General features: G+C 62.2%; 11 protein-coding genes. 3 read left to right on the top strand and 8 right to left on the bottom strand.

What is annotated here, in order from left to right; genetic code table 11:
• From VGY55_24880 to nusA, 5 genes are all read right to left on the bottom strand, one after another.
• A partial coding sequence (locus VGY55_24880) for a hypothetical protein (GenBank protein ID HEV2973225.1) occupies positions 1-325 on the bottom strand: 325 nt, incomplete at its 3' end.
• A 175-nt stretch (positions 326-500) separates the two neighbouring features.
• Positions 501-1,439 carry a hypothetical protein gene (locus tag VGY55_24875; protein HEV2973224.1) on the bottom strand — a complete coding sequence of 313 codons (939 nt, stop codon included), beginning with the start codon at positions 1,437-1,439 and terminating at the stop codon, positions 501-503.
• 43 nt (positions 1,440-1,482) lie between these two features.
• The gene (gene rbfA / locus VGY55_24870) at positions 1,483-2,001 is read right to left on the bottom strand and encodes a 30S ribosome-binding factor RbfA (GenBank protein ID HEV2973223.1); all 519 of its coding nucleotides are present in this window, start codon (positions 1,999-2,001) and stop codon (positions 1,483-1,485) included.
• Between the two features lie 106 nt (positions 2,002-2,107).
• A complete protein-coding gene (infB, locus tag VGY55_24865; protein HEV2973222.1) occupies positions 2,108-4,765 on the bottom strand; it encodes a translation initiation factor IF-2 in 2,658 nt (885 codons plus the stop codon).
• A gap of 312 nt (positions 4,766-5,077) precedes the next feature.
• On the bottom strand, positions 5,078-6,511 hold the full coding sequence (gene nusA, locus VGY55_24860) for a transcription termination factor NusA (GenBank protein ID HEV2973221.1): 1,434 nt from the start codon (positions 6,509-6,511) through the stop codon (positions 5,078-5,080).
• 450 nt (positions 6,512-6,961) lie between these two features.
• Here nusA and VGY55_24855 point away from each other — a divergent pair, with 450 nt between their 5' ends.
• Positions 6,962-7,633, top strand: a complete 672-nt coding sequence (locus tag VGY55_24855) for an MBL fold metallo-hydrolase (protein HEV2973220.1) — start codon at positions 6,962-6,964, stop codon at positions 7,631-7,633.
• Between the two features lie 101 nt (positions 7,634-7,734).
• On the opposite strand, the gene trpD is transcribed toward VGY55_24855, so the two are convergent.
• Positions 7,735-8,757: an anthranilate phosphoribosyltransferase gene (trpD, locus tag VGY55_24850; GenBank protein HEV2973219.1), complete on the bottom strand. Its 1,023-nt coding sequence runs from the start codon at positions 8,755-8,757 to the stop codon at positions 7,735-7,737.
• A gap of 96 nt (positions 8,758-8,853) precedes the next feature.
• Between trpD and VGY55_24845 the strand changes: the two genes are divergently transcribed.
• Complete coding sequence (locus VGY55_24845; protein HEV2973218.1) at positions 8,854-9,792, top strand: nucleoside hydrolase; 939 nt, start codon at positions 8,854-8,856, stop codon at positions 9,790-9,792.
• Positions 9,793-9,855: 63 nt separating this feature from the next.
• On the opposite strand, the gene VGY55_24840 is transcribed toward VGY55_24845, so the two are convergent.
• Positions 9,856-11,052: a trypsin-like peptidase domain-containing protein gene (locus VGY55_24840; GenBank protein ID HEV2973217.1), complete on the bottom strand. Its 1,197-nt coding sequence runs from the start codon at positions 11,050-11,052 to the stop codon at positions 9,856-9,858.
• Between the two features lie 248 nt (positions 11,053-11,300).
• Entirely contained in the window at positions 11,301-11,747 is a 447-nt protein-coding gene (locus VGY55_24835) for a TraR/DksA family transcriptional regulator (GenBank protein ID HEV2973216.1), read from the bottom strand.
• A 1,009-nt stretch (positions 11,748-12,756) separates the two neighbouring features.
• On the opposite strand from VGY55_24835, the gene VGY55_24830 reads away from it, so the two are divergent.
• A partial coding sequence (locus VGY55_24830; protein ID HEV2973215.1) for an FHA domain-containing protein occupies positions 12,757-14,501 on the top strand: 1,745 nt, incomplete at its 3' end.

The following is a 14,501-nucleotide window of genomic DNA, read 5'->3' as shown; positions in this document are numbered from 1 at the left end:
CCGCGCGGCGATTCAGGCGGTAAGCCAACGGCACGAGTTCGCGGAGGATCGGCGTGGCTTGCGGATCGAGCCGGGCGGCGCGCTCGTAAAGACGCAAGGCCGCCGCGGATTCCTCACGCTGCTCGAGGGTCCGGCCGGCGGCGAACTTGGCCGCGGCGTCGAGCCGGTCCTGCTCCTCCTCGGTCCGCGGATGCTCACTGACTAGCGGTTGCGGTTCATCCTCAAACCGATCACCGCCGCGCGGCCTTGTCGGCGCGGCGATCGCGGCCGCGACGAGGGCCGAGCAGGAGAAGATGCAGAGGGCTCGAAAAACTAGCAGCCGCATGGAAAGGCGTGAACTTGTGAAGGTTACTCGTTAGCCGGTTCGCTTGCGAACCGGAGCAGATGCGCGAAGCTGTGAAAGGGTGAAAGGACCGGCGACCCGTCGACATGGCGTTGCCGACTTCGGCTCGCAAGCGAACCGGCTAACGACCGACATCCGATCTCCGACCTCCATCTCGTCACCGCGGCTTGCGTTTGGCGAGCGGCTTGGCCGATGGCTTCCGTTTGGCGGAAACGGGATGCGGTTTGGATGGAGACGGTTTCGATGCGGCAGCTACTTTCTTCTTGTCGCTCGGCTTCTCGGGGTGTTTTTCCGCGTGCTTTCCCGCGTGCCGCTCGCCCGGTTTTTCGTGCGGCTTTTCGCCCGGTTTTTCGGACGGCCCCTTCTTCTTCGCGGCGGGAGCGGGCTCGGGCGGCTTCTCAGGCTCCTTCTTGGCGCCGCGTTTGGGAAACCGGTCTTTGGCGTCCGGACTGATCGACAGCATCAGCTTGCGGACGTTTGGCGAAAAGGGGTTCGCCACGTAGTCGGCCACCAATTGATGCAGGAGCGAGCTGAACTCGATCCCCTTGTTCTTGGGAATGACCCGCTCCAGACCGGAGACTTTACCGGATTGCGATTCGCTCTGGCTGATGACCCCGAGCACGTACAGCGCGTCGAGCGCGCCGCGGTCGAGCGGGATGGCATGGCCCGCCAGCGCCGTCTGCGTGACATACCCTACGATGAAAGGGCTGGCGCCGCCGAGCTTTTCAAGCTGCTTGGCGGCCTGACTGATGTTCTGCTTCTTAAGCGGTTCGAGATCGAACGAATAGGTCGATTCGAACACGCCCTGGAGAATCCGCTTCAGATTCGAGGCGGCGGCCAAGGGGTCCGGCAGGCTGTGCATCGCCTCGGTCAACTCCGTTAGCGTGCTGACGCGGACTTCGTTCCAATCGAAAAACGATTTGCTGAGATGGTCATATATCCGGTCGGCCGTCGCATACGGCGCGTTTTCCAGACAGCAGGCATATAGCGTGTGCTCGAGCAGAGGACGATCGTTCGCCGGAGCAACCGGCTTGTAATGCTGCTTCAGCACGCGGTGCGTCTTGTTTAACAGGGCGGTGCGATTCGGATGGGCCATGAAATCGTCTCAATTCGTGGTCAGCTCAGGTGAAAAATCAGTGTCACCGCGGAGAGGGGCGGTCCGGCTCGTCGCGGTTCGTCCGATCGCCATCGTCCGGCTCGTTGTCCAACGACGTTTCGGAATGTCCCTCCGCTTCGGGAAACTCGGCCCGTTCCTCGTCTGGAAAATCCTCGGCCGCCGGCTCGTCGCTTGCCGCTGGTTCGCCCGCCGACTTGTCTTCCGAGAGCACGCGATCGAGAATCTCGGCCACCTCGATCGACCGCTTCACTCCCATATCGACGACAAACCGCAGTCGGGGCGTGTATCGGGTCTCGATCCGCTCGGCGATCTTGGATTGCAAGAACCCGCGCGCGTTTTGCAAGCCGCGGAGACTCAGGTCTTGCCGGGTCGCGTCTCCCATGATCGAAACGTAGACTTTCGCTTCGCGCATGTCGGGCGTCATTTCGACGTGCGTCACCGTCACGTCGCGGACCCGCGGGTCTTTCAAGTCCGTCAGAATCGCCATGCTGACGACTTGGCGGACGGCGGCGGCGGCTTTTAACAATCGGCGGGACGACATGCAGGCGATATGGCGAGTAACGAGTGATGAATGACGGGTTGCGAGCGATCGCAACCACAATTTTAGCCGCGACCCCCAAAAGGGAGCGCGTCGATCGGCGACGATCTCAGAACGTGCGGGCAACCTCCTCGATACGATAGGCCTCGAGAACGTCTCCTTCCTTCACATCGTTGAAACCGGCCAGTTTGATACCGCATTCCATCCCCTCGCGGACCTCCCGAGCGTCGTCCTTTTCGCGCTTTAACGAGTCGAGCGCGTAGTCGCCAATCACCCGATTGTCGCGAATGATCCGCATCCGGGCATTGCGCTGCACGTTGCCCGAAAGCACTCGGCAGCCGGCAATAGTGCCGATGCGGCTGATGGTGAACGTGCGCTGGACGAGCGCCCGGCCCAGTTCGGCTTCGCGCTTCTCAGGCTCGAGCATCCCTTCCAAGGCGGCCCGCAAGTCTTCGGTCACCTTGTAAATGATCTCGTACCGCCGGATCTGCACTCCCTTGCGTTCGGCCAGCGTGCGGGCCCCTTCGTCGGGGACCACCCTGAAGCCGATAATCACCGCGTCCGAGGCATCGGCCAAATGGACGTCGGCCTCGGAAACGCCGCCGACGGTGGCTTGGAGCACCTTGATCTTCACTTCGGGATGTTCGAGCTTGGTCAGCTCCTTTTGGATTCCCTCGATCGATCCCTGGGTGTCCGCCCGGAGAATCATGTTCAGCGTTTGCACCTCTTGCTTGCCCAAGCGGTCGAATAGATTCTCGAGCGTGACGTGGGTCGGGGCGCTGCCCAACGTTTGCTGGCGGTTTTGCTCCTGCCGCTTTGCGGCGATCTGCCGGGCCTGGGCAATGTCGTCGAGCACGTAAAAACGCTCGCCGGCCTGGGGCGCCACGTCCAAGCCCGTCATGTTCACCGGGGTCGAGGGCCCTGCCTCGGCGAACCGGCGATTACGGTCGAGCGTGTCGTACATCGCCTTGACGTGCCCCGTGGCCGTGCCGCAAATGATGGCGTCGCCGATCTTGAGTGTTCCCTTTTGCACGAGCAGCTTGGCAACCACGCCGCGCCCCTCATGCACCTCCGCTTCAATGCAGGTGCCGACCGCCGGGCGGGACGGATTCGCCCTGAGATCGTTCAACTCCGCGATCGTGAACAGGGTCTCCAGAAGGTCTTCGATCCCGGCGCCCGTGAGAGCGCTGGTCTTAACGACTTCCACGTCGCCGCCCCAGTCGGTCGGCAACAGCCCGCTAGTAGCCAATTGCTGGTAAATCCGCTCGATGTTCACGCCGGGAAGATCGATCTTGTTAAGCGCCACGACGATCGGCACTCCGGCCGCCCGGCCGTGGCTGATCGCCTCTTCGGTCTGCGGCATGACGCCGTCATCGGCGGCGACGACCAGGACGGCGATATCGGTGACATTCGCGCCGCGGGCCCGCATTTCCGTAAAGGCTTCGTGTCCGGGCGTATCGACGAACGCGATCTGGCGGCCGTTGCGTTCGATCTCGTAAGCGCGGATGTGCTGCGTAATGCCGCCGCTCTCGCCGCTGGCCACGTCGATGCCGATGATCTTGTCCAACAGCGACGTCTTGCCGTGATCGACGTGCCCGAGGAACGTGATCACCGGTGGGCGGGGGCGGAGTTGCTCCGGGGCGTCTTCGTACCTGTCGATGGTCGAGAGGATCTGGTCCTCGAGGTTGAATGCTTGCTTCAACTCGATCTCAGCCCCAAGCTCGACCGCTAGCAGCTCGACGGTTTCCGTTTCGAGGATCGCATTGATGTTCGCCACGTTGATGCCGAGATCGAGCAATTTGCGAAGCACCTGAGCGGCGCTGACGCCGACCGCCTCCGAAAAGCTGCGCACGGAGGCCGGGAGTTGCAGCGTGACCTTTCCCTTGCGGGGCGCGGCGGTGCTGGCCGTGCCGGAGCGCTTGAGCCGCGTCATGCCGCGGCGGCCGCGAACGGCCGGTTCGTCGTCCTCGCCACCTGGCTTGCGGGTGGGTGCAGAGCGTTTGCGGGCGAGTTGCCGCGCCTCGCGCCCACCGAGCGAGGAATCGAAAACGTCTCCACCCTGGCCGGCCTTGGCAACCGCCGGCTTGCCTCCGCGGCGGCGTTCGCGGCTACCGGCCTCACCGAGCGGCGGGGGGACGGGCATCGGCGGAGCGGAACCGCACCGTTCGCGAGGTTTGACGGCCGAGTCGGTCTTGCGCTTCTGCTCGTGCTTGCGGAGATGCTCTTGGAGCGGCTTGCTCCCCGCCTTGCTGGCACGGATCGCATCGGCGGGCAGCCTGAGATCGGGTTTTTGCGGGGCGGGTTCCTCGGCCGCGGACTTCGGCGGCAGAACCATGGAGGACGGCGGAAGCGGCGCGAGCTTGATGGCCGTCGGTCCCTTCGGCGCCGGCTTCGGGCCTTCGCCGCCCGGCGACGGCTTTTTGCGGGCCTCGATCGGCTGCGGCTTTTCCGAGCGGGAATCGAGCACGGGCGGCTTGCCGACGCTCTTTCCGCCGGGCGCAATGTAGTCCTCTCGGCGAACGACGTCCGGTTCGGCTAGCGCCGTGGCGCCGGAAGGCGCCGCCATGGTCTTCGGCCCTCGAGCCGCCGGACCGGCCCCGCCGCGACCGCCGCCGCTGAGATATTCCTTCAGCCGAACGACTTCATCGTCAGTAAGGCTGGCCAAAGCCGAGCCCTTGCCGGGGATCCCTGCACGCGTGCAGTCATCCACCAGCACTTTGCTGTCGATCTTCAGTTCTTTCGCTAACGAGTAGATGCGAACGGCCAAGCCGATCCTCCCTCACATTTTTTCGTCGGCGGCGGGCGAAATCTGTGCTGCCGTCGGCGAAGCATGAAACTAAATCATAGGTAAGTTCTCCCGGTAGCGTCTTGTCGAGCTTCCGAAAAACACAGTAATTATCCAGACCTCGTCAACAATTTGCGCCGCCAACAAACCAGCCCTTGCCCCTGCCAAGCGACAAAACGGCCGTTTCGATAAAAATGGCCGCTCGAACGGCGGCCCTTTCCCCGGCCAATCCGTCCAATCGTCACGAACGGCCAGCCGTCACGAGTGGAATCGCCGCGGCTCGAAATCCGTCGATCAGCCTGGCGCGCCCCCTTCATCCCCCCCGGCTCCATCCGATTTCTGTTCTTCCTCCGGATGGACCACCGCATCGGGACTTGCCGCGGCGCTGCCGTTGGACGAGCCGGCCACAACGGGTGGCGACTCAGTGGGTGGCGACTCGGGCGCCGATCCCGCCGAAACGCCCTCCCCGCTAGCCGCGGCCGCTTCAGCCCGCGCCGCATCCTCGGCGTCGGCTGCGGCGGTGGCAGCGTCGATTCGCTCCTGCTCGCGCTGCCGGCGACGTTCTTCGGCCGCCGCCGCCTCCGCCTCGCGCGCCTTGACCTCGGCTTGAGCCACGATCGTATCGACTTGCTCCGCCGTCAAGCTCCCCATCTCCATTAGCGCATCCGGCTCGATCACCGATAGATCGTCGTACGAGAGAAAGCCTTCGCCGACGAGCTTCTCGGCCAGCGCGTCGTCCAGCCCCTCCAAGGCGCTGAAACCCGAGACGGCCCGCTCGATCTGCTCGTCGAGTTCCTCGCGGGTCATGATTTCGATGTCCCAGCCGCAGAGCTTGCTCCCCAAGCGCACATTCTGCCCGCGGCGGCCGATCGCTAGCGACAATTGGTCCTCGCGCACCAGCACAATCGCCCGACCGAGCATTTGGCAGAGGATCACTTCCTCCACCTCGGCCGGCTGCAACGCATTGGGGACGAGCACGGGCAAGTCGTCGCTCCAGCGGACGATGTCGATTCGTTCGCCGCCGAGTTCATCCACGATATTCTTGATCCGATTGCCGCGCACGCCGACGCACGCTCCGACGCAATCGACCCGTTGATCCGAGCTGCTCACCGCCACCTTGCTGCGATAACCGGGCTCGCGGGCGATGGCGCGAATTTCGATCACGCCGTCGGCGATCTCTGGAATTTCTTGCTCGAACAGCCGCTGCACCAACTGCGTGCGCGTGCGGCTCAATATGATCTTCACGCGGCTACCCGCTTTGCGGACTTCGCAAACCGTCGCCCGCACGCGCTCGTTCGGATGATGCGTCTCGCCGGGAATCTGCTCGCTACGGGGGAGGATGGCCTCGCTATTGCCGAGGCTGACGGTCGCCGCCCCTCCTTCGTAACGCTGGACCACGCCGGAGATCATCTGCCCGATTTGCTCGTTGTATTCGTCGTAGAGTGCGTCGCGCTCGGCCTCGCGAATCTTCTGGATGATGACTTGTTTGGCCGTTTGAGCGACGATGCGTCCCATCGCCTCCTCCGGATCGAGGGGCACGCCATTGTGGGTGCCGCTGATCGTACCATCGCGACGATCGATATTCAGCACGATCTCCTGGTCTTCGCCATATTGCTTCTTGGCGGCGGAGACTAGCGCGGCTTCGATCGCCTGAAAGACGATCTCCTTTTCGATATTCTTGTCGCGGTGGATCGCGTCGACGATCCGCAGCACTTCGCTTGCATTCATTTCGATGTTACCCAACAAAAAACGGGAACGAGTCCCGATCCACGTCCCGCCCCAGTCGAACCAGCGAACGCCAGGGTCCACTGATCGAAAATCGTTCTATGCACACAACTTAGTGAGCGTTGTGTAATCAAGTAAAGATATCGGTCCCGTTGGCGAGTGTCAAGCGGGGTAGAGTGGTGGGAAGAAAGGTGCGAAGGACAAAGTACGAAGTACGAATTACAAAGTGCGAGGTGCGAAAAGTCGGTGAATCGCGAAACGATGGTGTAGAATCGGGTCGGTATTCCCATCGATCCGACTCTCCTTCCGCTGGGCTGAACCGTGTCCCGAGTTCCACGAACTACCGACGTTGCCGGGCAATTGCTTTTTCTGGGGACGGGCACTTCGGTCGGGGTGCCGTGTATCGGTTGCGATTGCCCGACATGTACCAGCGAGAATCCGAAGAACCAGCGGATGCGGTGCAGCCTCGTGCTCGGTTTGCCGGAAGGGAATTTGCTGATCGACACGACGCCCGACTTACGATCGCAGTTGCTCCGCGAGCGGATCGGCATCGTTCATTCTCTGCTCTACACCCACGACCATGCCGATCATCTGTTCGGATTGGATGACGTGCGAATCTTTGCCTATTACCTGGGCCAGCCGCTGCCGACCTATTGCGAAGATTTCGTCGAGGCGCGGATTCGCCAGTCGTTCGACTACGCGTTCACGCCCGAGGCGGCATCCTATGGCGGCGGCGTGCCGCAGCTTGCCTTCCAGCGAATCTCGACGGAGCCGTTCGCAGCGCTCGGCCAGCGGATCGTGCCGATCCGGCTGGGGCACGGCCGCTTCCGCTCGCTCGGCTTCCGCGTCGGCAACGTCGCCTATTGCACCGATACCAATCTGATTCCCGACGCGAGCCGGCCGCTGTTGGAGGGACTCGACGTGCTGATCCTCGACGCGCTGCGCCTGAAACCGCATCCAACGCATTTCAGTCTGGAAGAATCGATCGCCGCCGCCAAACAACTCAACCCCAAGCGCACGTTTTTCACCCACATGTCGCACGAGCTGGAGCACGAATCGACCAACGCCGCGCTGCCGCCCGGAATGGAACTCGCGTACGACGGGCTGCGGGTGCCGCTGACGTGAGCTATCCGTTAGAGCGCCCAACAAATCCGGCGGGGACTGTCCCCCTTTTGCGGAGTCGGCGGAGCAAAACGGGGACTGTCCCCTTCTCCTAGCCGGATTTGTTAGGCGCTCTTTGTCATCTCAACCAGTCTGTCCAACAACGCTCGCGCCGCGCCGCTGTCGATGGCAGACGCGGCGAGCTGCGCGCAGGTTTCGAGCGAGTCGGATTTGCCGGCGGTCCAGAGGGCGGCGGCGGCGTTGGCTAGCACGATGTCGCGGGCCGGGCCCCCAGCTCCGGTAAGCACGCGATCGATCATCGCGGCGCTGGCGGCCGGGTCGTCGACAGTGAGACCATCGAGCGACGATTGCCGCAGGCCAAAATCCTTGGGTCGCCAGGTGAGTTCGCGCAGCTTCCCTTCCGCGGCCACGGTAGCACGAGTCCGCCCGACGATCGTCACTTCGTCCAGGTGGTCTTCGCCGCAGACCACTACGCCTCGCTCGACGCCCAACAGCGCGAGCACTTCCGCGAGGGTCTTCCGCTGATGCGGTTTGCCGACTCCGAGAAGTTGGAACGAGGCCCCGGCGGGATTGGTGAGCGGTCCCAACAGATTGAAGATCGTCGGCACGCCCAAGCGTTTGCGAACATCGCCGACCCGCTTCATCGCCGGATGAAGCAGCGGCGCGAAGCAGAAGCAAATTCCCAGCGTATCGAGGCAGCGCTCCACCAACGGCACATCGGCGTTCACATTCACGCCGAGCGCCGCGAGCGCGTCGGCCGAGCCGCTGCGGCTGCTGGCGGCACGGTTGCCGTGCTTGGCCACAGGCACGCCGGCCGCCGCGGTCACGAGCGCCGCCGCCGTGCTGATGTTGAAAGTGCGCGAGCCATCGCCGCCGGTGCCGCAGGTGTCGAGCAGGCCGCTGCGCTGCGAGCGAATCGGCCGCATGTGTCGCCGCAAGGCGGTCGCCGCGCCGGCAAGCTCCGCGACCGTTTCCCCTTTGATGCTCAGCGCCCTGAGCAATGGAGCAAGCTGGTCGTCAGGCACCTCGCCCCGCATGACGAGATCGATCACGTCAAACATCTCGTCCTGGGCGAGATTCTCGCCAGCGGACAAACGCTCCAACACGGCGGCAATCATGACCGTCATGGGACTCGTAATTCTATAGTTTTCTCGCCTTCCCCCGCTGCATTGTAGGCATGGCAACTCTTGTTCCGCCATCCCGCAAACCCTACAATCTTGACCATGGCCAGGAAGGTGATTCTCGACGTCGATCCGGGCATTGACGATGCCTTGGCGGTTGCGCTGGCTCTGTTCGATCCGCGGCTGGACGTGCTAGCTGTGACGGCCACCGGCGGAAACGTGCGACCCCAGCAAGCGACGCTCAACGTTCAGACGATTATCGAGCAGCTCGATCCGCCACGGCTGCCGCGGCTCGGCGCCGCCCCGCTCGACACTCCGCTGCCCGAGGATGGCCGGCAGCTTCATGGGGCCGACGGCCTGGGGAACGCCGGTTTTCCGGTCGCCGAGCTGCATAATGTGCATCCGGCCGAGAAGGTGCTGTGCGACGAAGTTCGGGCCGCACCGGAAGAGATCACGATCATCGCCTCCGGGCCGCTCACCAATATCGCGCGGGCGATGCAGCGCGACCCGAGTTTTCCCGCGATGGTGGGGCGGCTGGTCATCGTGGGTGGAACGGTCATGGGGCCGGGCAACGTCACGCCGGCCGCGGAGTTCAATATATACTGCGATCCACCCTCCGCACGCACGGTGCTGAGATCGCGAATGACGAAAACGCTCGTGCCGCTGGAAGTCACGAGCCAATTCGTGATGACGTTCGACCTCTTCGATCAGCTCCCGCCCGACACAACGCGGATTGGCGCCTTCTTGCGACGAATTCTGCCGTACGCCTTCCGCTCGCATCGGCAGGTGCTGGGGCTGGAAGGAATTTACGTGGACGGGGCGCTGGGGATCGTGGCCGCGAGCAATCCAGAACTCTTCGAGACGCGGGACATGGCCGGCGACGTCGAGACGCAAGGAGAACTGACCTCGGGAGCGACGATCTTCGACCGCCGTCAGGCGCAGGAATGGCGCTCGAATGTGGATGTCGTGACGAACCTCGAGCTGGCGGCCGTCAAGGACTGCATTCTCCGCACACTCTCCGAAGCGGCACGGGCGGGCTGACGCGTGGAAGCGGCGCGGGCGGGCTGACGCGTGGAAGCGGCGCGGGCGGGCTGACGCGAGCGTTCAGTTCTTCGCCTCGAAGCTACTGCGGTCGCCGACCTTCACGTTCATCTTGACCATCTTCTTGTCGCGGTAGATCACGACCGGCACTTCCTTGCCGACCTCGGTCAGGCTGACGAGATTCACGAGGTGGCCGTCGTTTTCGATAGGAATGCCGTTGAATTCGACGATCACGTCGTCCACCTGTAGCTTGGCCGATTCGGCGGGAGATCGCGGAGTGATCGCCGAAATATGGCAGCCCTCGAGCTGCGGAAGGCCGAGCTTCGTGGCGATGACTTCGGTAAACTTGGAATCGAGCGTAACGCCGAGGAACGCCCGCACGACGCTGCCGCGCTCGACCAATTGTTTGGCGACGTTCATGGCCATATTGATCGGAATCGTGAAGCCGATTCCCTCGCTGCCACCGGAGTTGCTCGCAATGGCGGTGTTCATTCCGACGACCTCGCCGCGCAAATTGATCAGCGGGCCGCCGCTGTTGCCCGGATTGATGGCGGCGTCGGTCTGCATGAAGTCCTGAAATTTGACCACTTCATCGCCAAGTTCAAGATCGCGGCGCCCCTTGGCGCTAATGATCCCGAACGTCACCGAGTGGCTCAGGCCGAAGGGACTCCCCACCGCCAATACAAAATCGCCGATCTCGACTTTATCGCTATCTCCCAAGCGGGCCGCCACGAGGTGCGCGGCGCTCACCGACATGATCGCCACGTCCGTCTCCGGATCGGACCAGACCCGCGTCGGACTGATCGTGCGGCCGTCGTAGAGCTTAACGTGGATGTTATTGTCGGTGGCCGACTTGATGACGTGCCGATTCGTGAGGATGTAGAACTTGTCGGCGAATTGCAAAATGGTCCCCGAGCCGGCTTCCTCGATCGATTGGTGGGAATAGCGTTTGGCAAGCGGATCGGTTTTTTCGGCTTCGATGTGGACGACAGTCGGCCGGACGAGCTTGACGACCTGTTTCAGGACATTTCCCTCTTGTTCGAGGCGGGCGACGTCCTGGGCCAGCTTCTCGAACTGCTTGGCTCGATCGTCGAGCGCGAGGTCTCCCTGAGCGATCGCGGAACGAACCAACAATCCGACCAGCAATGTCAGGTAGCCGAATCGAACGAGCCAATGTCGCCGAGCGCGAGCGATCCAATGGCGTTGAGCGCCAGCGAGCCATTGTCGCTGAAAAGAGGTTTCACGATGAAACGCAGCCATCCGACGACTCCTTTGGAAAACAGGCGGCCTGCCTCCCAGCGGGACTTCGAGCCGGCGGCAAGCCAATCAGACGACGATGCACGCACCAATCGCTGAGCGGCGCGATTCCAGCGCGCAGCCCAAACGACCAACGTGCTCTCTATTATAGCCCGTCGGAGCCGAGGAATAGGGGCCCCCGGGGATACAGAATTCAGAACGCGGCATGCAGAAAAGCTCGGTTTTCCGAATGCCGCGTTCTTCGTTTCCGTTCAGGAAACATCCAGTTCGATGTCGTTGATCGAAACGTCAGCGTCGCCGCCGGAATCGACCAAGCGGCCCCAATCGGTGTCTCCGCCCAGCCCACTGCCGCTGCGCTCGGCTTCTCGCTGGCATTCGATGCAATACGTCGCATACGGCAGCGCATTAAGCCGGGCCATCGGGATTTTGATTCCGCAACCCTCGCAAACGCCATAATTTCCGGTGCGCATCCGTTCGAGCGCGTTTTCAATTCGCGCCAGCTCGCGGCTTTCGACCTCAGCCAGTTGCGAGCTGATTTCATCCTGCGCACAGTCCAAGGCGGCATCGACGACGTCGCCCGCCGTTTGGGCCCGGAGTTCCTTGAGCAGGCTCAAGTCTCCGGCCAGCGCACTGCGCAGCGCATCGCGGCGCTTGATCAGAATCTGGCGCATGTTGAACAATGAATCTTTGCGTGCCATGTCAGCTCCACCTTAGCTGTCCGATCTTACGGCTAGGCCGAAAGGACCACAGCCTCCAATCGCTCCCGCGGCCGACCGCGCATGCCCCGGAAATGGGCTAAATGCTGATCGGCAATCCGCAAGGGTCGTCTGAAGCGCTTCTAGCCCCCCTTTACGATTCGCCCTCGTATCGAACTTTGATTGCCTCTTGCCCTGTTCGTAACTACGGTGGTTAGATGCCGCAACTTCGCGCTCATCCCCCCAAACCGTAACCAAAATATAGTACGCAGCCGGTCTCTCTAAGGTCGCAAAAAATGCGCCTAACGAGCGATTTGCTCCTCGATGCGTTCAGTCTCGACTAACTCATTTCCGGTCCGCGGCTTAAGAACGCCTGCCGGTCCAGCGCAATCGAAATTCTCATCGATTTGGATTCCTACTCAGCGGACACCTTTGATTCGTGGGAACCTCGATGTCCAGCTCCTCCTTGTGAAAGAAATCACAGACCTGGTAGCTCCCACGAAGTGGAACGCCCCTTTCGCCGGTCACGGAACGCCGCCCCAATTCCGATTTGCAAGCGTCGCTTGATCGCGTCGCTCCAAGCGTCAGCATTTGCGGCTTTGGGATAATCGGCAAATCCGGCCCAGATATCCAGCACTTTTTGCCGATTGCCGGCGCGCCTCCACAGTATTCGCCTTCGGCTAGGTGGGGCGTTGCCTCTTGTTCACGGCAGAATTCGCTGGAATTCAACCCGCTTTCACCTATTTGAAGCGCGGAATCTTCGCCAAATCGGCTCAAACAAGTTGAAAACGAGGGCGCGCCTCCCAAGTTTGGCACGAGTGTGTTCGACCACTGTAGCTTTGACTTGCCCTGCCATTAAGCTACATCTCCTGTGTGCCGTCCAATTTAGAGCCCCATTCGCAAATCGCCGGGAGCGAGTCCACCTCTCTTTCGGCGGACTATGAATAGCGACTAGGGGAAATCGCTGTCGGTTGCTCTCGCATCTACCCAATCACCTTTCAGAGTTTACCCAGTGACACAGAATTGCCCTGCCCCAACCGATTCTATCCCGGCCCCACTTGGCGGCCCGCAAGACGAATTGGTGCTGCGAGTCCTCAATACAGTCCAACAAGGACGCCTGCTGCACGTCACGGGCGCAAAGTGTACAGTCGGCTCGGGAAGTCACTGCACGCTACGGCTGCGCGCCGCGGGCGTGGCGCCAACTCACTGCCTGATCTTGCGCGGCCTCAAGCGGACGGTGGTCCGCCGCTGGGCGGAAGACACGCGGCTCAACGACCGGCCTTTCTCCGACGCACAGCTCGAACCTGGAGATCGTCTCGGGATCGGCCCGCTGGAATTGGAAGTCATGGCGCCGTCGGTCGCGATTATAGACAGCTCCGACGCCGAGGCCGAGTTGGCCCAGCGGCAGCAGAAGCTCGACGAGCAGTCGGCATCGCTTGCAGAAATGCGGCAACAACTTGAAGCCGACCGGACACAATGGGAATCCGAGCAAGCGGCATGGAATTCCGGCTGCGCGGCGTACGAGACGGAGCGGGCAGCGCGTTTGGCCGAATGCGCGGCGCGAGAACTGGCAATCTCCGAGCAACAAACGTCGCTCCTGCAACAGACAGGCTCATTGACGCAACAAGCGGAGGAAATCCGGCTGCGCCAAGAACAAATCGAAAGCGATCGGGCGGACTGCGACGGTCTGCGAAGTCAACTGGGTTCTCAAACCGATGAATTGGAGGGCCGGAAAGCCCAATTCAATGGGGAACGTTTGGCCTGGGCAGGGGAAAAACAACAACTCGACGCGGAGTTGAACCAGCGGCTGACGGAGATCGCCGAACGTCAACGGCAAATCGCCGCGGCCGGCGAGATACTGAAAGCCGAATCCGACGCGATCCGGGCCGCCAGGATAGCGCTCGAATCGAGTCAACAGGACATGTTGACCGAGCGACAAGCGCTCTCGGGCTGGCGGCACGAGCTGGAACAGCAGCAGCAGACGTTTGCCACCGAGCGGCAAGCCGTTGCCGACTCGGTCCAGGCGATTCAAGTCGATCGACACGTATTGGACGCCGAACGGCAAGCTCTCTGGGCGGATCGAGATTCCCTAGTGGCCGAACGACAATCGCATTCGGTCGAGCAACAATCGTTCTCGGCACAACGCGAATCGCTCATGGCCGAACGGCAAGCGCTGGAATCGGACCGTCAAACCCTGGACGGTCAACGGCAGGCTGTCGACTCGGAAAGAGAGACGCTCGAAGCCCAGCGGCAAGCCGTCGCGGACTCGGTCCAGGCGATTCAAGCCGATCGACACGTATTGGACGCCGAACGGCAAGCTCTCTGGGCGGATCGAGATTCCCTAGTGGCACAACGACAATCGCATTCGGTCGAGCAACAAGCGTTGTCGGCGCAACGCGAATCGCTAACGGCCGAACGGCAATCCCTGGAATCGGACCGTCAAACCCTGGACGGTCAACGGCAGGCTGTCGACTCGGAAAGGCAGACGCTCGAAGCCCAGCGGCAAGCCATCGCGGACTCAGTCCAGGCGATTCAAGCCGATCGACAAGTCTTGGACTCCGAACGGCAAGCTCTGTGGGCGGATCGAGATTCCCTTGTGGCCGAACGACAATCGCATTCTGTCGAGCAACAAGCGTTGTCGGCACAACGCGAATCGCTTACGGCCGAACGGCAAGCGCTCGAATCGAGTCAACAGGAAGTGTTGACCGAGCGACAATCGCTCTCGGGCTGGCGGTACGAGCTGGAACAACAGCAGCA

Source organism: Pirellulales bacterium (assembly GCA_035939775.1).
GTDB lineage: Bacteria > Planctomycetota > Planctomycetia > Pirellulales > DATAWG01 > DASZFO01.
This window is presented reverse-complemented; position numbering and strand designations above follow the sequence as displayed.